This is a genomic window from Paraburkholderia sp. GAS42 (assembly GCF_050436565.1).
Lineage (GTDB): Bacteria > Pseudomonadota > Gammaproteobacteria > Burkholderiales > Burkholderiaceae > Paraburkholderia.
In genome coordinates this window covers 235439-254756 of record NZ_JBNDML010000006.1, presented here as the reverse complement: position 1 = coordinate 254756, position 19318 = coordinate 235439, and the positions used below count along the sequence as shown (strand labels likewise).

The 19318-nt window shown below is 62.7% G+C and carries 24 protein-coding genes, 1 tRNA gene and 1 riboswitch; of the genes, 13 read left to right on the top strand and 12 right to left on the bottom strand.

Translation table 11 applies throughout. The features are described from left to right. The first annotated feature begins 27 nt into the window (after positions 1-27). The 3 genes from P3T16_RS12135 to P3T16_RS12125 all read left to right on the top strand — a co-directional run bounded on the left by P3T16_RS12135 (position 28) and on the right by P3T16_RS12125 (position 2332). Complete coding sequence (locus tag P3T16_RS12135; protein WP_154567381.1) at positions 28-771, top strand: SDR family oxidoreductase; 744 nt, start codon at positions 28-30, stop codon at positions 769-771. 168 nt (positions 772-939) lie between these two features. Then, complete coding sequence (locus P3T16_RS12130) at positions 940-1416, top strand: hypothetical protein (RefSeq protein ID WP_429342477.1); 477 nt, start codon at positions 940-942, stop codon at positions 1414-1416. 16 nt (positions 1417-1432) lie between these two features. Next, a complete protein-coding gene (locus P3T16_RS12125; RefSeq protein ID WP_429342476.1) occupies positions 1433-2332 on the top strand; it encodes an SDR family oxidoreductase in 900 nt (299 codons plus the stop codon). Positions 2333-2448: 116 nt separating this feature from the next. Here the strand turns inward: P3T16_RS12125 and P3T16_RS12120 are convergent, their stop codons facing one another. Beyond that, a complete protein-coding gene (locus P3T16_RS12120) occupies positions 2449-3180 on the bottom strand; it encodes an IS6 family transposase (protein WP_429342475.1) in 732 nt (243 codons plus the stop codon). 139 nt (positions 3181-3319) lie between these two features. On the opposite strand from P3T16_RS12120, the gene P3T16_RS12115 reads away from it, so the two are divergent. The 4 genes from P3T16_RS12115 to P3T16_RS12100 all read left to right on the top strand — a co-directional run bounded on the left by P3T16_RS12115 (position 3320) and on the right by P3T16_RS12100 (position 5849). Continuing rightward, the gene (locus tag P3T16_RS12115; RefSeq protein ID WP_429342474.1) at positions 3320-3760 is read left to right on the top strand and encodes a hypothetical protein; all 441 of its coding nucleotides are present in this window, start codon (positions 3320-3322) and stop codon (positions 3758-3760) included. Between the two features lie 392 nt (positions 3761-4152). Beyond that, positions 4153-4665: a hypothetical protein gene (locus P3T16_RS12110; RefSeq protein WP_429342473.1), complete on the top strand. Its 513-nt coding sequence runs from the start codon at positions 4153-4155 to the stop codon at positions 4663-4665. Further along, positions 4665-5336, top strand: a complete 672-nt coding sequence (locus tag P3T16_RS12105; RefSeq protein WP_429342472.1) for a hypothetical protein — start codon at positions 4665-4667, stop codon at positions 5334-5336. The genes P3T16_RS12110 and P3T16_RS12105 overlap by 1 nt, the downstream gene beginning before the upstream one ends. 270 nt (positions 5337-5606) lie before the next feature. After that, positions 5607-5849 carry a helix-turn-helix transcriptional regulator gene (locus P3T16_RS12100; RefSeq protein WP_429342471.1) on the top strand — a complete coding sequence of 81 codons (243 nt, stop codon included), beginning with the start codon at positions 5607-5609 and terminating at the stop codon, positions 5847-5849. A 17-nt stretch (positions 5850-5866) separates the two neighbouring features. Here P3T16_RS12100 and P3T16_RS12095 read toward each other — a convergent pair whose 3' ends face one another. The 11 genes from P3T16_RS12095 to ydfG form a co-directional block, all read right to left on the bottom strand. Then, entirely contained in the window at positions 5867-6211 is a 345-nt protein-coding gene (locus tag P3T16_RS12095) for a hypothetical protein (protein WP_429342470.1), read from the bottom strand. Positions 6212-6270: 59 nt separating this feature from the next. Then, positions 6271-7647, bottom strand: coding sequence for a site-specific integrase (locus tag P3T16_RS12090; protein ID WP_429342469.1), 1377 nt, complete (start codon positions 7645-7647; stop codon positions 6271-6273). A 403-nt stretch (positions 7648-8050) separates the two neighbouring features. Continuing rightward, positions 8051-8126 (bottom strand) — tRNA-Lys (locus P3T16_RS12085). Between the two features lie 163 nt (positions 8127-8289). Continuing rightward, positions 8290-9039 (bottom strand): tol-pal system protein YbgF, encoded by a 750-nt coding sequence (gene ybgF / locus P3T16_RS12080; RefSeq protein WP_429342468.1) that lies wholly within the window; start codon positions 9037-9039, stop codon positions 8290-8292. A gap of 15 nt (positions 9040-9054) precedes the next feature. Beyond that, complete coding sequence (gene pal / locus P3T16_RS12075; RefSeq protein WP_429255301.1) at positions 9055-9564, bottom strand: peptidoglycan-associated lipoprotein Pal; 510 nt, start codon at positions 9562-9564, stop codon at positions 9055-9057. Between the two features lie 19 nt (positions 9565-9583). Further along, complete coding sequence (tolB, locus tag P3T16_RS12070; RefSeq protein ID WP_429342467.1) at positions 9584-10876, bottom strand: Tol-Pal system beta propeller repeat protein TolB; 1293 nt, start codon at positions 10874-10876, stop codon at positions 9584-9586. A gap of 117 nt (positions 10877-10993) precedes the next feature. Next, positions 10994-11998, bottom strand: a complete 1005-nt coding sequence (tolA, locus tag P3T16_RS12065) for a cell envelope integrity protein TolA (protein WP_429342466.1) — start codon at positions 11996-11998, stop codon at positions 10994-10996. Beyond that, on the bottom strand, positions 11995-12444 hold the full coding sequence (tolR, locus tag P3T16_RS12060; RefSeq protein WP_429255298.1) for a protein TolR: 450 nt from the start codon (positions 12442-12444) through the stop codon (positions 11995-11997). The genes tolA and tolR overlap by 4 nt, the downstream gene beginning before the upstream one ends. A 10-nt stretch (positions 12445-12454) precedes the next feature. Continuing rightward, complete coding sequence (gene tolQ / locus P3T16_RS12055) at positions 12455-13132, bottom strand: protein TolQ (RefSeq protein ID WP_090532318.1); 678 nt, start codon at positions 13130-13132, stop codon at positions 12455-12457. Positions 13133-13285: 153 nt separating this feature from the next. Next, positions 13286-13759: a tol-pal system-associated acyl-CoA thioesterase gene (ybgC, locus tag P3T16_RS12050; protein WP_429342465.1), complete on the bottom strand. Its 474-nt coding sequence runs from the start codon at positions 13757-13759 to the stop codon at positions 13286-13288. Between the two features lie 57 nt (positions 13760-13816). Then, a complete protein-coding gene (gene ydfG, locus P3T16_RS12045; RefSeq protein WP_429255296.1) occupies positions 13817-14563 on the bottom strand; it encodes a bifunctional NADP-dependent 3-hydroxy acid dehydrogenase/3-hydroxypropionate dehydrogenase YdfG in 747 nt (248 codons plus the stop codon). A 209-nt stretch (positions 14564-14772) separates the two neighbouring features. Continuing rightward, positions 14773-14875, top strand: a riboswitch (ZMP/ZTP riboswitch). Positions 14876-15050: 175 nt separating this feature from the next. Between ydfG and glyA the strand changes: the two genes are divergently transcribed. The 6 genes from glyA to P3T16_RS12015 all read left to right on the top strand — a co-directional run bounded on the left by glyA (position 15051) and on the right by P3T16_RS12015 (position 19302). After that, positions 15051-16298 (top strand): serine hydroxymethyltransferase, encoded by a 1248-nt coding sequence (gene glyA, locus P3T16_RS12040; protein ID WP_429342464.1) that lies wholly within the window; start codon positions 15051-15053, stop codon positions 16296-16298. A gap of 6 nt (positions 16299-16304) precedes the next feature. Beyond that, positions 16305-16799 carry a transcriptional regulator NrdR gene (gene nrdR, locus P3T16_RS12035; protein ID WP_429255294.1) on the top strand — a complete coding sequence of 165 codons (495 nt, stop codon included), beginning with the start codon at positions 16305-16307 and terminating at the stop codon, positions 16797-16799. Between the two features lie 151 nt (positions 16800-16950). Beyond that, complete coding sequence (locus P3T16_RS12030; protein ID WP_429342463.1) at positions 16951-17517, top strand: GspH/FimT family pseudopilin; 567 nt, start codon at positions 16951-16953, stop codon at positions 17515-17517. Next, positions 17514-17945: a type IV pilus modification PilV family protein gene (locus P3T16_RS12025; protein WP_429342462.1), complete on the top strand. Its 432-nt coding sequence runs from the start codon at positions 17514-17516 to the stop codon at positions 17943-17945. Before P3T16_RS12030 ends, P3T16_RS12025 begins: the two co-directional genes overlap by 4 nt. Next, the gene (locus P3T16_RS12020) at positions 17942-18772 is read left to right on the top strand and encodes a PilW family protein (RefSeq protein WP_429342461.1); all 831 of its coding nucleotides are present in this window, start codon (positions 17942-17944) and stop codon (positions 18770-18772) included. The genes P3T16_RS12025 and P3T16_RS12020 overlap by 4 nt, the downstream gene beginning before the upstream one ends. After that, the gene (locus P3T16_RS12015; protein ID WP_429342460.1) at positions 18769-19302 is read left to right on the top strand and encodes a pilus assembly PilX family protein; all 534 of its coding nucleotides are present in this window, start codon (positions 18769-18771) and stop codon (positions 19300-19302) included. Before P3T16_RS12020 ends, P3T16_RS12015 begins: the two co-directional genes overlap by 4 nt. Positions 19303-19318 lie beyond the last annotated feature (16 nt).

Below are 19318 nucleotides of genomic sequence, written 5' to 3'. Positions count from 1 at the left end.
GGTTTCAACCTGAATAGGAGATTTTCGATGAGTGCAGCAAATCAATCCGGCGTCGCGATCGTGACCGGCGCTTCCCGTGGCATCGGCGCAACCATCGCGCGTCGTCTCGTCCGTGACGGTTTCGCGGTCGCGGTCAACTATGCGTCGAGCTCCGCCGAGGCGGACAAGCTCGTCGCCGAGCTGGCACAGGCCGGTGGCAAGGCGGTGGCGGTTCAGGGCGACGTCTCGAAGGTCGAAGACGTGCGCCGTCTGTTCGAAACGGTCGAGCAGCAACTCGGCAAGATCGACGTGGTGGTGAACAACGCCGGCATCCTGAAGACGGTGCCGCTCGCGCAGACCACCGACGAGGTGTTCGCGCAGACGTTTGCGATCAACGTTGGCGGCGTGTTCAACATGCTGCGCGAGGCAGCGACGCGCCTGAACGATGGTGGTCGGATCATCAATCTGTCGAGCACGACGCTCGCGCTGAACCTGCCGGGCTACTCGATTTACAACGGCACGAAGGCGGCGGTGGAAGCGTTCTCGCGCGTGTTCGCGAAGGAACTGCGCGGCCGTCGCATTACGGTGAACTGCGTGGCGCCGGGTCCGGTGGCAACGGACCTGTTCCTGAACGGCAAGACCGACGAGCAGATCGCACAGTTCTCGAAGATGCCGCCGCTCGAACGTCTGGGCCAACCGGAAGACATCGCGAACGCGGTGGCGTTCCTTGCCGGCCCGGATGGTGCATGGGTGAACGGCCAGGTGCTGCGTGCCAACGGCGGCATTGCCTGACGTACCGGCGAGCCGATAGTGGAACCTGACATGGTGACCTTTCAGGCTCCGGGAGGCGCGGCGCGTTGGCGCCTGCGTCTCTCGACCTCCATCCTGACGCTGATCGCAGTATTGGGATTGGCATCATGCGGCGGAAAGCGGGAGCCGGACGCTGCACAGAAGATGACGATGAGACCCTCTGTTACGTATTTGCACCTTCTGCGGCATACGCCGTTTTTCACTGCACTGTCCACGGCGCAGCTCCGCTGGGTGATCGACCACTCGCGCGAGTGGGAAGCGGATGCCGGTGCCGTGATCGCAACGTGCGATCACGGTGTCGAGCCGGATGCGCCGTACTGGATCCTGCTCGACGGTGGTTGGCAGGTCGAGCATGCCGGACGCACCGTAAGAAGTGGCCATGCGGACCCGGGCAAGTGGTTCAGTGCTGCTGAGGCGCACGGCGAATCGTGTGTGCTTGTGACGAACGAGCACAGCTATGTGATGCGCATTGAGCGTGCCGACATGTTGGCAATGCTGGATCAGCAGTTCGGATTCCGCACACATCTGGATAGCGGGATTGACCTCTACCGGTCGATTTTCGGCGATCGCACCGGAACAGGCCGGGTCCGGGTGGTCCAGCCTTCGCAACCCGTAGTCGGACATTGAATCCAGGAGATAACTCATGACGTACACCATTCTCGTGACTGGCGCATCATCCGGTTTCGGTTTAATGACGGCCCGCGCGCTGGCCGAAGCGGGCCATACCGTCTACGCGTCGATGCGCGAAACGCAGGGCCGCAACGCGCCTCGCGTCGCGGAAATCGCACAGTGGTCGAAGGAAAAATCGCTCGATCTGCGCACGGCCGAACTGGACGTGCAGTCCGAGGCGTCGGTTGCCGACGCCATTGCGCACATTCTGAAGGACTCCGGCCGTCTCGATGTGATCGTGCACAACGCCGGTCACATGGTGTTCGGCCCGGCCGAGGCGTTTACGCCCGAGCAAATGATCCAGCAGTACGACGTCAACGTGCTCGGCGCGCAGCGGGTGAACCGTGCGGCGCTGCCGCATCTGCGCAAGCAGGGCAAGGGGCTGCTGGTGTGGGTCGGCTCGTCGTCCACGCGCGGCGGCACGCCGCCGTTCCTCGCACCGTATTTCGCGGCGAAGGCGGCGATGGATGCGCTCGCGGTGTCGTACTCGACGGAGCTGGCGCGCTGGGGCATCGAGACGACGATCATGGTGCCGGGCGCGTTCACCAAGGGCACGAACCACTTCGCGCACTCGGGCAAGCCGGCCGATGCGCATATTGCGGCCGAATACGAAAACGGCCCGTATGCGGGCGTGACGGATCAGGCGCTGAAGGGGCTGGCAAGCCTGGAGCCGGCGGATGCGGATCCGGCGGAGGTCGCCGCGGAGATCGTTCGCGTAGTGGGTTTGCCGTTCGGCAAGCGGCCATTCCGCGTGCACGTGGATCCGTCGCAGGACGGCGCGGAGATCGTCAATGGCGTAGCGGACCGGATGCGCCGCGAGATGTACTACGCGATCGGTCTGCAGGACCTGCTTTCGCCGAAGCTCAACGGCTGATCGTTTGAGGATGGCCCGTCGGGAGAACCGGCGGGTCGTCTGGATAAGGACTGCGAATGGCTTTGTCAGGTCGGCGACGGTATAGTACCTGTCTGGCTAGAGCGTAGTTATCCTTATTAGATAGTTTCCTGAGACGCGGCAGTGACAGTCCAACCATGCCATGTGACGAGGCGTTCCTGGAGTACGGCACGATGACATGCCGCATTCATCCGATGTCTGGGCAGCGCGAAGTGCTGCCGGATCGGGCCAAAGCATGAGAGAAACGCTTGCGTGCGACGCGCATCGCGAAAGCCGCACATCTGGCGTTCGCGCCTGCGGGTCGGCTGGTGGCTGTTCTCGGCACGGTTGTTCACACGTGCAGCCGCCTTGACGAAAACGTGCTTCACATGAGCGAGCTCAGGAATGTCAGCCTTCGCCGCCGGATAGCTGCGTAACTGGTCGGTCACGATCTTGCGCGGCACCGGGTTTGAACGCAGCACCCGCCGGAAGAAGCGCTTTGCCGCGGCCTTATCGCGCCGCTTTTGCACCAGCACATCGAGCTCAGCACCGTGCTCGTCGACCGCTCGCCACAACAGATACGGCTCGCCGCGCAGCGTCACGAACATCTCGTCCAGATGCCATATGCTGCCCGGTCCGGGCCGCGCCGCTTTGGCGCACCGGGCGAATCCAGCGCCGAATTTGTCGCACCAGCAACGGATCGTTTCGTACGTGACCACGATACCACGCTCGAGCAACAACTCCTCGACGTCGCGCAGGCTCAGGCTAAACCGGAAATACCACCGAACTGCGCAACTGATGACGACAGCAGGGAAGCGGTGACCGTGATAAAGCGATTTCGTTTTCTTCATCACTTCATTCTACTGCCGCATCCCCATCAACCTGACAGTGCCTCTGGCAGCACATTCCAATCTGACGCGGGTTGGGGCGCTGGCGGATGGAAGCGGGAGCGTGGGTTTCGGGCACATAGCGGGACCGGGTCTTTCAGTCGTGACTATCCGCGTCCAAATGGGGGCGGCCCAGATTTACTATCTGGCCGACGCGAGCTGCAGGCAGCTATGGACGGTCATCGATACGTGGCGCGGGAACCGGCAGGCGCCTGTCGCGTTGATTGAGGATGGCCAGGTACTGTATTCGGTTCCTGAAATTGACTGGACGCCCGGAAAAAGTACGAGTGGCATTGATTACCTGCGGCGGGAGTGTGAAAGAGACATGTCGGTGCCCTTTATGGAGTTCTGTTCGAGCCTGGCTGCAAGCGGGATTATCGAGCGCCAGGCCACCAGTGACCTGGAAGGTATCAAACTTTCCCACGTTGAGGTCAACATCCTCATGCCGGAGCGGTTGACCCAGTACTTCGGGGCGCCTTTGTCGGCGGGTGGTCCTCCCGTCATTGTGCTGCCTGACTCACCTGTCGGCGGCGAGCTTCATTGATGGCGTGAGAGAGCCGGTCATGCTGTCGGGCTCCAAATGGGGTCTCTGCGTGGCGAACTGATTATCAGCAGTGGTTCGGAGGCGTTCAGATTGCCTGACCATGACCGGCACATTATTAGTAATCCTATATGAATATGGTGACGTAGACGTTATCGATTCGTGGAAATCCCACGGCGTTGAAGCGCCGGCGCGCACCAATTTTGCTCGCGCTGGTCCACAACGCTTCCCGTTACCCCAAACCTGATGAAGACCGGAACATGAACCTGAAGAGAAAATTTCCCCCCAAAGACCACGCGCAAGCGTGTCCTGGCCGGAGCACCAGCTCTCTGGGTAGTACCACGGGGCCGCTATTTGACCTGCCGCCTGTCCAGGGCTCCCAGCAGGCCATATGCATGCGGCTGACAACCGGCTTCAGTACACGCGCCGAGCATCCGGATGAGCTGGACCTGCAAACAGTGTTTGAAGTGCTTGAGTCGGTCTACGAGCCACGGCGACGATTCTGGCGTGAGCTCGAATCGAACACCGTGCTGGAGGCCATCTACTGCTACGCGCCCAACTTGCGGATTGCGCAGGAGCGGACTGAGTGTGGCAGTCACACGGAGTTTGTCTGGCGCATCGAGGAGGGCATGTTCATGCTGCAGTCTCTCGAACGTTGCGCCGAGCTGCTGCTTGACGCTTCCAGTGATTCACGGCCGGACGGTGTGGCCGGTACCTATCAATGGCTGCATGCCGAACTTTTGCGACGGGGAGAGTTTTTTCCGTTGAGTAGCGTGGAATCCGGCGGCAAAAGCGCAATCGCCCACATCCATCGGATGGTTGCGGCCCTTGGTTCCAGTCCTTCCATGCCGCCTGAGTGCGTGCCCGAGCGTGCCCGCCGTGGCCAGCGTCGTCAACGTATTTCCTGATGGAAATGCATCCTCTTTTACTCTCCTTCAACCCCATTGCCTCGAGGTTAATCGCCATGCAGATATCAAATCCGTTTTCGCTGGAGCCTTCCCAGCTTGCCCAACTGCTCAACCCGTTCGAAGACGGTCTTCTGGCCGATTTCACGTCGGGGCCGGCGCTCAGCGCGTGTTTGCCGGCGCATATGCCGTTGCCGCCGGATGCGACTGATGACCTGCACCTCTGCCTGACATCAACGGGCGAACAGAAAACCTCTGTCATTGTTGTGACGGTTATCATCGGAAAGGCGTTTGCCCTTCACTGGTTTCTGGACGCGAGCGACGTGGTGACCTGGAACGTGCTTGACGCCTGGGACGAACAGGGCGGATTCCAGGTTCTGGTTCACCACGAAGGCGAAGACGCAACCGTGCCATTGGTCCAGCGCCTGCCTGAAGGAGTCAACCTGGGCTCCATGTTCGCCGATATGCGCCGCACCGGTGGACAGGACAGGACGATTAAGTTCCTGGCGCTCGCTTCCCTCGCATGCGGTAACCGGGAAATGGAAAAATCGGTTCGGGCTTATTTTCCATATGTGGTTCATCAGGGCTCTTTCATTGTTGCGACGCCGAAAGTGGCCCTGTGCGCGGAGGCGTTCGCGATGACGCACGACGTCTCGTCAGAGGTGTTGCACTAGCGCCTGCATCGCCTCGCTGCTGTCTACGACGGGGCGTATCAGGTCTGCGTCTGTGGTAGTTCCGGTTACCGGGCCGCCAGCTTCTGGCTGGCGGCCAGCGTGCGGGCGTCTGCTACGGTCTCCCATCAGTACAGGAAGTTGCCTCAACGGCCACGTGACCGCGATCGGCGAAGCGCGCGAACCCTGTGTGGGCCGTTGCTGCCTTTGCAGCGGCCCGCATGGATAAAACCGGTCGCTCTACTTCCCATCACATCAGCAATGGAAAGCATCATGCAAACACTGGATAAACCGGCGGTCTGCGAGCAGCTCGCCATCTCCGAGCGGACCCTGGACGGATGGGTTCGTGAGGGGCGGTTTCCACCGCCGGTACGGTTGGGCAAGCGTTGTTACTGGGCAGCCGAGGCGGTTCAGACCTGGTACGCAGCGCAGTTTGCAACACAGCTCGCCTTTAACCCTTCCCTCGGCCGCCGGCCGACCGGCGTTCCTGCGAGTACAAAGCGGAAGACGCGGTGAGTTGCGTGGGCCCGGCGTCAGACTGCACGCCGGATTTCGCCAGACTCCAGAAAAGTTTCAGCGCTGAAACTGACAATCAGTGAGACGTCGGCGCTATCGCTATCCAGTTCTTCCAGAAATTCGTCAAGGTCACGAAAGTCGCCGGCGCGGAAGTCTTTTTGTCCCAACTCCAGAATCTGCAATAAGGCCTCGCGCTGCTCCACCAGCGCGCGCCGCTCGTCGTCCTGCGCCGAAATCCCGGGTGGCTCGGCGTGAGATGGTTTCACTTCGACTCCGCATATGCAGGTTGTTGACGTGACAATAGCGCCCTGGTCAGGTCTGGTCCAGACGCGCGGCGGACACGCCGGAATCAGGCGAGCCATCCGACACGCCTGGACGCACGGCCCCGATTTTCCGAGGCCGTGCAGAGAAGTGACGCGCGTCAGGCTGCGCGCCGGCGGTTGCGGAAATCGACCGCCACGATACTTCCGTTTGTCTCCGGCAGATTCCCGATGGGCGGGGTGGGTGATGCGTCCGGTATGGGGGCGGCTTTACCGGGCACGGAAGCGTCCTCTTCCGCAGGAAGACGCGCATTAAGCCGTCGCGCCTGGGTCGCTGCGCGCGCTTTTCCCGCTGACTGCCCGCGCAGGTCGGGCGGCAGGGGCGGGGTCAACAACGGCTCGGTGGCATCGAGTGCATCAAGGACGTCGTCCACGAAGAGGTGCGTGTAGCGGGCGAGCATCGCGTCCGTCTTGTGACCGGTGATGCGTTTGAGCATCTGCGGATTGCGCAGCCGCCGCGCATGACGCGTGGTGCCAACATGTCGCAGGTCGTGAAAGCGCAGGTCCGGCAGTCCCGCCTCGGTGGTTGCGCGATCCCAGGCGGAGTCGAGCGCGTCGGCGGTCATCGGGAAGACGCGTCCGTCGTTTTCTTCGCGCGGCAGGCGGGACAGGATTTCGACTGCGCGCTGTGTGAGCGGGACAATCTGGTTTTCGCCGGCCTTCGTGAGCCGCAGTGTCGCGGTGCGCCCAGGGAGGTCGACATCGCGCCAGCGCAGTTTCAGCAGGCTGCCTCGCCGGCTGGTGGTTTCAATCGCGAACTGGACGATGGGGAGGATAAACGGGTTGTCGCACCGACCCAGCGCGTCGAACAGCGCCTGCTCGGCGTCTTCGTCGAGGACCGCAGAACGGCCCGGGCCGCCCTTTGGAACCGCGACGCTTGACATCGGGTTTTCGAATCCCGCCCAGTTCCAGTGTTTCTGCGCGCAGTTGAAACAATGCTTGAGCAGCGCCAGTTCCTTCTGGCTGGTGCTGTCAGTGAGCCCATCCTTGCGCATCGCGGACATGAATCTGAGCATCGTCTGTGCGCTCACCTGCGCGACTGGCAGAAGGGCGAGCCCGGCACGAAAGGCGTTGGTGCTTTCACGCGAGGCGGCGCGCTTTGCCCGAAGGCCGGCGAAACTGAAAGGCAGTTCCGTCGCAGGCGGCGCATCGGTCAGGTCGACACCGCCCTGTTCGGTGGCCTGCAACTGCAGGGTCGGCAGGCTGGCTGCCGAGAGGTAGCGGTTGATGAGGTTGATTTCCTGTTTCGCGCCGCGTTTGTGGATGGTGTAGAGGTGCGCGTATTCATAGAGCGTGCGGCCCACGGTTGCCTTCGCGGGACCGCCGGGCAGTGGTGCGTGAGCGTTCTGGAGTTCGCCGTGCAGTTGCGCGGCCCAGGTCTCGGCCTCCTTGCGGGTGCGGAAATTTTTCTTGTGGTTGGCGCCAGCGACGGTGACGCTGGCCTGCCAGGCGTTGCGGTGACGATAGATGCTGGCCATGTCACGCCTCCTTGTGGGGAACGGTGACGACGGCAGGACGACGGACGGGATACGGGTGGTAACGGCTCATGGGCTGCTCCGGTAGTGAGTGGAGCAACGTGTAGCCCTGGGTTTTATTCGCGGCTTCGCGACCGGCCACCACACGGAACGGCACGTACCTCGTGACGTCGTGGCGGCAATTGGCCCGGTGTCGGTTGGCCGGATACCCAACGGACCGGAAAGCGGATCACCAAAAAAAGTGTCCGCATCCGGCAGCAGGGGGGCGCAGTCAACGGTAGCGTGATGCGGTCGACCGAAATGGACCGCAGTCATTGCTGCCTCCCAATCTGCCTCCCTCGCGCACCTGAAGCGCAAAAACAAAGGGCCTGCTTGCGCAGGCCCTTTGATTTACTACAGGAATCTTTGGTAGGCCGTACGGGATTCGAACCTGTGACCAACGGATTAAAAGTCCGCTGCTCTACCAGCTGAGCTAACGACCCAAAGAGAGCGAAATTATAGCGACGCAGCGGCGGTCATGTCAACCCACGGCGCCATCGGCATTGTAAAGAGAAAAGCCCGGAGCAGTCGATGCTCCGGGCTTTTCAGCGAGAGGCGCGCGTGGCGTACGACAGGTGCTACGCACTGTACTGCAAGCAGCTGCGTCTACTTGATCTGCGACAGCTTGCTTTGAGCCGATTGCGCTGCGTCCGAGCCGCCGTACTGCGCGACGATCTGCTCCAGGGTCTTGCGGGCGGCTGCCTTCTGCCCCTGTTCGAGCTGATTGTTCGCAATCGCGAGCAACGCTTCCGGCGCACGCGGATGCTGCGGATAATTCTTCACGACGCCCTGCCACGTCGCCGTCGAGCCCTTGTAGTCGCGCAATGCGTAAAGCGCGTTGCCGAGCCAGTACTGCGCGGTCGGCTGATAAGGGCTCTGCGGATACTTCGTGATGAACGCACGGAACGACGCGGCCGCGTTCTTGAAATCGCCGCTGCGGAACTGCTGCGAAGCGGCGTTGAACGCGTCCGTTTCACCCGGTTGTACTGCGCCCTGCACGCCATCGACGGTCTGCTGCTGCGGCTCGAACTTCTTCAACCGGCCGTCGAGGTCGGTGTAGTAGTCCTTCTGCTGCTTCTGCACCGTAGCGAGCTGGTTGGCCATGTCCTCGTTCTGCCCACGCAGCGTCGCGACCTGCTGGTTTAGCTGGTCGAGACGGTTGGACTGATCGAGGATCGTGCGCTGTGCAGCGGATAGCTGACTCGACAGGCTGTCGGTCTTGGTGCGCAGATCGAGGATCGCCTGACGGGCCTGGTCGTCGTCAAACATACCTGCGTGCGCCGGGCCGGCCATCAGGGCCGTACCGGTGACGCAGGCCGCTGCGGCAACCCGCAGCCAGGAGAAACGATGCGTCATTCGGCTCATCATCCGTTACTGTTGGTACACGAGGTCTGCGCGGCGGTTTTGCGCCCACGACGACTCGTCATGACCCGTTGCCTGCGGTTTTTCCTTGCCGAGGCTCACGGCTTCCATCTGCGAATCCGACACGCCCAGCAGCGACAGCGAACGACGCACAGCTTCAGCACGCTTCTGGCCGAGTGCCAGGTTGTACTCGCTCGTGCCACGTTCGTCGGTGTTGCCCTGGATCAGCACGTGACGATCCGGATGGCTCTTCAGGTATTGCCCGTGCTGGCTCAGCAGCGATTGATAGTCGTCCTTGACCGAGTAGCTGTCAAAGTCGAAGTAAATGCTGCGCTTGGCGAGCGGGCTGTTCGGATCGTTCAGCGGATCGACGTTCACCTGGGCAACCGCGTTCGGGTTCGGTTGCGTGCTGACTGCGCCGCCCTTGTTGGCGTTTTCGTCGAGCTTGACACCCGAATGACATGCGGCAAGCGCGCCGAGCATCAATACGGCAAATGCGATACGAAGTTTGGACATCATTTGTTACTCTCCTTGTGTGTTATTGCATAAACGGGCCCCAGGACGGCTCGCGAACATTGCCGCCCTGAACGGACAGGACCTGCCGGGTACGACCATCGGTCGACACCGCGGCCAAGACGCCACGGCCGTTCACCTCTGTGGCGTAAAGAATGTACTGACCGTTCGCCGCGAAGCTGGGCGATTCGTCATGTGTTGTGTCGGTGAGACCTGTTGCCGAGCCGGTCTGCAAATCCAGCAGATACAGCTTGAAGCCACCACCCGTGCGCGAAATGTACGCGAGTTCCTTGCCATCCGGGCTCACGCGCGGGCTCGTGTTGTAGCTGCCCGAGAACGTCACGCGCTGCGCGCCGCCACTGCTTTCACCCTGAACGGACATCTTGTAGATCTGCGGTGCGCCGCCGCGGTCGCTCGTGAAATAGATCGACTGGCCGTCAGGCGAGAAGGCCGGTTCGGTATCGATCGAGCTGCCTTGCGTCAGACGACGCAGACCGCTGCCATCTGCATTGACCGCGAAGATCTGCGTGTTGCCGGTGCGCGAGAGCGCAACCGCGAGCGTGCGACCATCCGGCGACCAGGCGGGCGCACTGTTGTTGCCCTTCTGATCCGATACGACGACGCGACGACCCGTGGGCAGGTCATGGATATAGACGATCGGCTTTTTCTTCTCGAACGACACGTAGGCCACCTTCGTGCCATCCGGTGACCATGCCGGCGAGATGATCGGTTCCGGGCTCGAGAGCGCGATGTGCGCGTCCTGGCCGTCCGAATCGGAGACCTGCAACTGGTAACGGCCGCCCGTCTTGATGACGTACGACAGGCGCGTGGCGAACACGCCGCGCGAACCCATCAGCTTTGCGTAGATGTAGTCCGCGATCTTGTGCGCGCTCATGCGCAGACCGCTTTCCGGGCTCACGAGTACGAGACCGCCGAGGCTCTGCTGCTTGACCGTATCGTAGAGCTTGAAGCGCACTTCGTACTGGCCATTGGCGAGGTGGTTCACGCTACCCGAGACGAATGCGTCGGCACCCTTGGCCTTCCAGCTGCCGAGGTCGACGGAATCCGTTTCAGCGACAGGCGTGGCGCCCGCATCGATGTTGGTGAATTTGCCGCTACGCTGCAGATCCTGGCGCACGATCGTGCTGACCTGCTGGGGGGAATTCGCTTCGCCAGCGAAATTTGCCGTAGCGATCGGAAACTGGGTGGACCCCACGCCCGTAACGAGGACGTTGAGTTGCGCGTGTGCGCTGCTGCCCGCCGCGATCAGGCACGACGCCAGGAGCACCCTCAGGCCTGACTTGATCATCAAACTCATGCTGTATGGATTCTCCAAAATCGGGTTTTCTACCACATTACGACAGCAGACAGACCCGGAATCGCTCAATTCGTTCCCGGGCGGACTCCTTGTAGCACAAGGGCGTCGCGTCTGCCATCAACCTGCCGGCCGCAGCGTAATCGTAAAGCTGGCCGGCGTTTTGCCATTGGTGTCGAGCGGCATCGGATCGGAGCGCTGGACGGCCCGAAGTGCTGCATCGTCCCACTGGGCGTTGCTGCTCGCGCGCGTGATCGTTGCGCTCAGAAGCGTGCCCGTCGGCGAACAGCGAACGGCGACGACCGTTTCCAGACCTTGCGTATCACCCGCCCAGACGATGTTCGGACGCACGCGCCGCTGCACTTTCTCGGCATAACCCGCCGATGCCGCGTTGCCGCCCGCACCGCTGCCGGTGCCGCTCTTCGCGAGACCTTCGCCGGTCGAACCTTCGCCGCCGGCCATGCCCTGCATCTGCGCAAGACGTGTGCGACGCTCGGCATCGAGCTTCTTCGCCTGCGCATCGGCCTGCGCCTGAGCCGCCTTCGCCTTTGCGGCCTTCTCGGCATCCGCTTTCTTCTGCGCGTCGGCCTGGGCCTGCTGCTCTTCCTTCTGCTGCTTCAACTGATCCTGTTTCTGCTGGTCGGCGAGTTGCTGCTGCCTGAGCTTGTCGGCCTGCTGCTGTTGCTGCTTCTGTTTGAGCGCTGCGGCCTTTTGCGCGGCGAGATCCGCGGCCTGCTGTTGCGCCAGTTGCTGCTGACGTTTCGCTTCCGCTTCCTGCTGCGCCTGCAGCTTCTGACGCTGCTGCTCGGCGAGTTGCGCCTGACGCGCGGCTTCCTGCTGCTGGCGTTTCTTTTCCTGCAGCGCAATGTCGGCCTGCTCGTCCTGGACGGGTGGGGCAGGGGCAACCGGCACGGGCGGCGGCGGAGCCGGACGCGGCACCGGCGTATCCGGCACGGCGGTCCACAGTTCGGCTTCAGCGCCAGCGGGCGTGCTGTTCTGCCAGTGAATGCCGTGGTACAGGAAGAACCCGAGCAGCACGTGCATGACCAGCGCGAGCACGAAGGCGCGCCACGTGCCACGTTCACGCGGTGGTCGGACTGGAGCGGCAGAGGTCTTCCGGATCATTGCGATTTAACGAGCAATCCAACGCGTTTGACGCCGCGAGCTTTCAGGTCGGACATCACGTTCATCACGACTTCATATTTGACGGTCTTGTCGGCGGCGATCACGACCGGCTGATCGGGATGCGTCTGCGCGCGGTCGGTGACGAAGCCGTTCAGGTCGGCCCTCGTCATGTCTTCCTGCTGCTGCGTGCCGGCGTCGTCCTTGTATTTGACGCTCATGTTGCCGTCGGCACGGATGTTGACGATGACGGGCGGCGTCTGCTGCTGCGGTGCTGCGCCGCCGACGGTCGGCAGATTGACGATCGATGGCGCGACGAGCGGCGCGGTCACCATGAAAATCACGAGCAACACAAGCATCACGTCGATGTACGGCACGACGTTGATGTCCGCCATCGCGCGGCGTGAACGGCTGCCGCGCATGCTGCTGGAACGGGAGGAACCGGCCATCGTGGACTCCTTAGTGCGCCTGGCGCTGCAGGATGTTCGAGAACTCTTCGATGAAGGTTTCGAAGCGGATCGCGAGGCGGTCGATGTCGTGCGCGTAGCGGTTGTAGGCAACCACTGCCGGAATCGCGGCGAACAGACCGATGGCGGTTGCCGTCAGCGCTTCGGCAATACCGGGCGCAACGTTGGCGAGCGTGGCCTGCTGCACGTTCGCGAGACCGCGGAACGCGTTCATGATCCCCCATACCGTACCGAACAGACCGATATACGGGCTGACCGAGCCGACCGACGCGAGGAACGCGAGATTCGCTTCGAGCACGTCCATTTCACGCTGGAATGCAGCGCGCATGGCACGGCGTGCGCCGTCGAGGATCGCGCCCGAATCGTTGAGGCGCTTTTCCTTGCCCTTCAGAAACTCACGCATGCCGGACTCGAAGATCCGCTCGAGCGCCCCAATCGTGTGACGGTTGTTGGCGGCGCTCTGATAGAGCGCCTGCAGGTCGCCGCCCGACCAGAAATCGCGTTCGAAACGTTCAGTCTGCGCGCGGGCGCGGCGGATCGCAAACCACTTGCGGAAGATGAAAGTCCACGACATCAGCGACAGCAGCAGCAACAGCGCCATCACTGCCTGCGCCAGCAGGCTCGCATTAAGAACGAGGGAAATGATCGACAGATCTTGTGTAGTGTTCATATAGGTTCGCTGTAACGTCCCGGGAGGGGCGTCCGGCTGAAGGGCTTATCGAAGCTTTTCGTCGGAAAACGGAAAGCGACAGCTAAGCGCTGGCCGAACCATGCTTTGTGTTGCCTGATCAATACGAGTTCACTGGCCCCGTAACAACGGTACTCAGATAGCCGCCGTTGACACACCGGCTCCGGCTGGACCACGCCGCAATGCAGCAAGCACAGATGGAGGAATGGCGGTGGGCCTGAGCGCCGTACGCTCGACGCAACCGACCCGGATGCTTCCCGTAGCAAGCAGCGTCCCTTCGCGCCATGCTTCCTGCGCGAAGTCGACCGACGCGCGGCCAAGCCGCTCGATCCGGCTGACGACGGTGATCAGATCGTCGAGGCGGGCCGGCGCGCGATAGTCGAGCGCGGTGCTACGAACGATGAAGATCGCGCCGGCTTCATCCGCTAGCCGGGTCTGGTCCACGCCGCACGCGCGCAGCCATTCGGTACGCGCCCGCTCGAAAAACTTCAGGTAGTTTGCGTAAAAAACGATGCCACCGGCGTCGGTATCTTCGTAGTACACGCGGATTGGCCACATGAAGCCGATTTCCGTGCCGGGCTGGCTGATAGACATATCCATGGCGCGCATTTTACCGGAACGCGCGCCGGTATCCCGATTTTGGGTGCACGTTCCACCTGGTACCGCTCAGCCCCGATGGATGCTAAGGCCCGCAAACGACTGCGCGACGGGCATCAGTTCGATCGTGTTGATGTTGACGTGAGCGGGCCGCGTCGCGATCCAGTAGATCGAATCGGCGATGTCTTCGGCGGTCAGCGGCTGCACGTTCTGATAGACGTTGGCCGCCTTTTCGTCGTTGCCGCGAAAGCGCACGTTCGAGAATTCGGTGCCGCCGCACAGGCCCGGTTCGATGTCCGTCACGCGGATGGCCGTGCCGGCGAGGTCGGCGCGCAGGTTCAGACTGAACTGGCGTACGAAGGCCTTGGTTGCGCCATACACGTTGCCGCCCGGATACGGCCAGCTGCCGGCCACCGACCCGAGGTTGAACACGTGACCGCGATTGCGCTCGACCATGCCCGGCAGCAACGCGCGCGTAACCTGTACGAGGCCCGTGCAGTTGGTGTCGATCATCGTCGTCCAGTCGTCGAGTTCCGCGCGCTGCGCCGGCTCGAGACCGAGCGCGAGCCCGGCGTTGTTGACAAGTACGTCGATGGCGGCGAATTCCGCCGGCAGCGACGCGGGCGCGGCTTCGACGGCTGCGCGATCGCGCACGTCGAGTTCGAGCGGAAGAAGCGCGTCGCCGAGTTCGCTGGCGAGCGCGTCGAGGCGATCCTTGCGGCGGGCCGTAGCGACGACCTTGTGGCCGCCCTTGACGAAAGCCCGGGCGATGGCGGCGCCAAACCCTGCGGAAGCCCCTGTAACAAAGACGATCATTGCTGCTCCCTGGTCGGTGGAGAAAAACGGAAGGTGCCAAGCCTACTTCCAATGCGGCGCGGCGGCAAGGGAAGACCCTGGGCCAACAGCTGCCGGGGTGCGCGGCGGTCAGGGGCGGCCAGCGCCGGCAACAGCACCCCGTGGGGCCTGTCCCGACGGGGCTTCTCGGGCGGTTGCCTATTCGATGCGCTTCAAATAAACTAACGCGCTCACCCCTGCGTGACTGGCGATAGAACCCTTTTGGGGTTCAAGGTGGAACAACCCACCGTGAAGCGCAGGGTGCCGTTTTTGCCGTTCGCCTGGGCAGCCGTGATCCGCGCGCCATGTTTTGCGCTGCCGGTGGCTGTCCTGCCTCGCGTGTACGGTACTTCTTCATCCGCCACGTCATGGCTGGCCCAGTCGCCAGCAGCGCCGCGTACCCGCTACGCTTTCCGCACACAATTCGGCGCACGATCCGGTCAACCTGAACACATTTAACGGAAACCGTATGTTTGACAGAGCCAAAAGCACCATCGCCAACGTCGATCCCGAACTCTGGAACGTGATCGAGCAGGAAAACCGCCGTCAGGAAGACCACATCGAACTGATCGCGTCGGAAAACTACACGAGCCCGGCTGTCATGGCTGCGCAAGGCTCGCAACTCACGAACAAATACGCGGAAGGTTATCCAGGCAAGCGCTACTACGGCGGCTGCGAGTTCGTCGATATCGCCGAGCAACTGGCGATCGATCGCGTCAAGCAACTGTTCGGCGCCGAAGCCGCGAATGTGCAGCCGAATTCGGGTTCGCAGGCGAACCAGGGCGTGTTCTTCGCGATGTTGAAGCCGGGCGACACGATCATGGGCATGAGCCTCGCGCACGGCGGCCACCTCACGCACGGCTCGCCCGTCAACATGTCGGGCAAGTGGTTCAACGTCGTGAGCTACGGCCTGAACGAAGCCGAAGACATCGATTACGACGCAGCTGAAAAGCTCGCCCAGGAACACAAGCCGAAGCTGATTATCGCGGGCGCCTCGGCATTCGCGCTGCGCATCGACTTCGAACGTCTGTCGAAGATCGCGAAATCGGTTGGCGCGTATTTCATGGTCGACATGGCGCACTACGCTGGCCTCATCGCCGCGGGCGTGTATCCGAACCCGGTGCCGCACGCCGATTTCGTCACGACGACCACGCACAAGAGCCTGCGCGGCCCGCGCGGCGGCGTGATCCTGATGAAGGCCGAGTTTGAAAAGCAGATCAACTCGGCAATCTTCCCGGGCATTCAGGGCGGCCCGCTGATGCACGTGATCGCCGCCAAGGCTGTCGCGTTCAAGGAAGCGCTGTCGCCGGAATTCAAGGAATACCAGCAGAAGGTGGCCGACAACGCGCGCGTGCTGGCTGAGACGCTCGTGAAGCGTGGCCTGCGCATCGTGTCGGGTCGCACCGAAAGCCACGTGATGCTGGTCGACCTGCGCGCGAAGAACATCACGGGCAAGGCTGCGGAAGCGGCGCTCGGCGCAGCGCATATCACGGTCAACAAGAACGCGATTCCGAACGATCCGGAAAAGCCGTTCGTCACGAGCGGCGTGCGTCTCGGCTCGCCGGCCATGACGACCCGCGGCTTCGGTGGGAAGGAAGCGGAACTGGTTGGCAATCTGATCGCCGACGTGCTCGACAACCCGGAAGATGCGGCCACGATCGAACGCGTGCGCGCGCAGGTCGCCGGGTTGACGAAGCGCTTCCCGGTGTACGGCTAACCAGCCATGCGCTGCCCCTTCTGCCGGCACGACGACACGCAGGTAGTGGATTCGCGCGTGTCCGAAGACGGCGCCGCGATTCGTCGGCGCCGTCGCTGCCCGGCCTGCGACAAACGTTTCACGACGTATGAGCGGGTCGAACTGGCGTTGCCGTCGGTCGTCAAGAAGGATGGCAGCCGCACCGAATTCGATCGCCGCAAGATTATCGCGAGCATGCAACTGGCGCTGCGCAAGCGCCCGGTTGCTGCCGACGCAGTCGACGCGGCGGCTTCGCGCATTGAATACCAGCTGCTCGGCAGCGGCGAACGGGAAGTGCGCAGCGAGCGCCTTGGCGAACTCGTGATGAACGAGTTGCGCGAACTCGATACGATCGCCTATGTCCGTTTCGCTTCGGTCTACCGGCGCTTCGAGGACGTCTCCGAATTCGAAGACGTGATCGAAGAGTTCCGGCGAATGGCCGCCCCTCCCGCCGCCCCAGGCAAACCCACCCGCAAGCGCTAGTTTTTCGCGCGTCCGCATTTCTCTCCCCTTGAATTTCTGTCACGCCTGAATTCTGGCGTGATGTCGTGCGCTTCCGCTAGCTGGCCGTTTGGCAGATTGCTGGCGCGCGGAGCGCCCGGTAGATTGTCTGCATTCTTCGAATCAATCAGGGATGCAGATGAAAACGGATGTCCTCCCAGCTCCACGCAGTGGTGGCTTTACGCTTGTTGAAACCCTCATCGTCATCGCGATGCTTGCGGTGATTGCCGTGCTGGCCACGCCGTCGTTCTTTGCGTGGCATGTGCGAGATCAGGTCGATGCGCGGGCGAGGGCGCTCGTTTCGACGCTGGCTTTCGCGCGTGGTGAGGCGCTTAGACGGAGCGCGCGTGTCACGGTATGTCGTGTCGACGCTGCGCGCCACTGTCTTGCGGCCGGCAAGCCGTGCCCTGCGGGCACAGCGGACTGGTCATGCGGATGGGCGGTGATGTCAGAGCGGGCGGGTGCGCAGTCACTTCTGCGTGTACAACCGGATCTGGCGGCTGTCAGCGTAACGGGAACGTTGACCGACGTTGCCTTCACGCCGCCGGCCGGTCAGGTGATCGGCAGCTTTCGCAGCTTCGAGCTTGCGCCGCGTTCTCCGTCGGCGGCGACACGAGGCGACCGGTGGCGACGTTGCGTGCGAATTGCGGCGGGCGGTCGCGCGCGTATGGTCGAAGGCGCTTGCGGAGCGTCGTCATGAATTCACATCGCTATGGAAATCCTCCGGGTAGCACGTTGCTTGAAGTGATGATCGCCGTTGCCCTGGTCGCGGTGACGGCGCTCGGCCTGGTCGCCACGCAGCTATGGATGACACGTCATGCCAACGCGACAGCGGCGCGCGAACGCGCGGCTTTCGTGGCCGATTCGCTTGTGGAAGCTGTGCGAGGATCCTCGGCGACGGGGACGGATTCGGCGCAGTGGAAGTCGCGCGTGGCGAGCATGGTGCCGAACGGCGAAACATCGATTGCCGCGCAGGCCGCCGGCATGGCGACAGCGCGTGTGACGTGGGCAGCGCTGCCTGAAACGCACGGCGTCGTGCCGGCCAATGTGATCGATATGCCCGAGTTTTGCGGTGACGTCGCAGTCCCGAAGGGCACCGCCTGCATTGCGATCGCGTTTGCGAAATGACACACCGCCGACGCTTTCTGCATGGTCACACCCTGCTCGAATTGATGATCGCGACGGGGCTCGGGCTCGTGGTAACGGTTGGCGCAGTGTCGCTCTACCGGTCGCAGCGGGCGGCTTTTGTGAGCGCGAGCGACGCTGCCCATATCGAAGAAACGGGCGTTGGTGCATTGACGCTGCTTGGTCAGCAGATCCAGATGGCCGGATTCACGGCCGCCGATGCCGTATCTGCTACGGCTACGGCTACGGCTACGAACGCGAATGCAGCGCTCTTCGGCTGTTCAGGTGCGCGTCCCGTCGGTGCTAACGAGGCTCCGGGCTGTGAGGCACTTGCGAGTCATTCGGACGGTATCGTCGTCCGTTATATGGGCGACAACGTGTCGACATGGCCGTCGGCGACCGGCCAACCCACGGATTGTCTCGGCCAGGCCGTCAGCGGCGTCGCGGGGCAGGGCGCGGCGGCGGGCGTGCCGGTTACGAACCGCTTTTATGCGAAGCCGAGCGGGTCGAGCGGGGAGCCGGAACTGTACTGTGAAGGCAACGGCAAGACGGGATATGGACAACCGCTGGTCGAAGGGGTCGAGCGCCTGCGCATCCAGTACTGGCCGGGGGGCGCGTCGCAACCGCTCGATGCGTCCGCGCTGACGCTGGACCAGTGGGCTCGCGTGGTGGCGGTCGACCTGTGCGTCCTTGTGCGCGGCGCGCCGCTCGGACGGCGCATGCGCTATGTCGATTGCGACGGTGTCGTGAGCATGGGTGGCGATACCCGCGCGAGACAGGCGTTCTGGAGAAGAGTGGCACTGCGCAACACCGCGGGAGCATCACCATGACGCGGGTCTTCCACCGACGATCAGCATCGCGATCCACCGGCCTCGTTGCGAGCATGCGCGGCGCAGCGTTGCCTCTGGTGTTGCTGATCTCGTCGATGATGCTGGCGACGTCGGCAGCCTGGTTCGAGACATCGTTCACGGCTGCGCGCAATACGACGAACATGCGCGACTACCTTCAGGCTTTTCATGCCGCGGACTCCGCGTTGACGCTATGCGCGACCAGGGTGCTCACAGGCGCCGCTGTGTCGACACCGCCTGTCACAGGCGAGCCGACAGGATGGAAGCGCGAAGCGACCTTCGCAGCCGGCGCATTTCCGGCTGTCGCTCAATGGCCGGGATCAGGGCGGTCGCCGGAGTGTCTCGCCGAGGGATGGCGATTGACGAATCGTCCTGAGGCGCAGGCGTTCCTGCTGACCGCGAGAGGCTTTGGCGCGACGTCCGACACACAGGTATGGCTGCAAATGGAAATTGTCATCGACGGCGGGAAGACGGAGCGTCACTGGCGCCGCGTCGCCGCTCGACCATTCTGAACAGAGGCGACACACA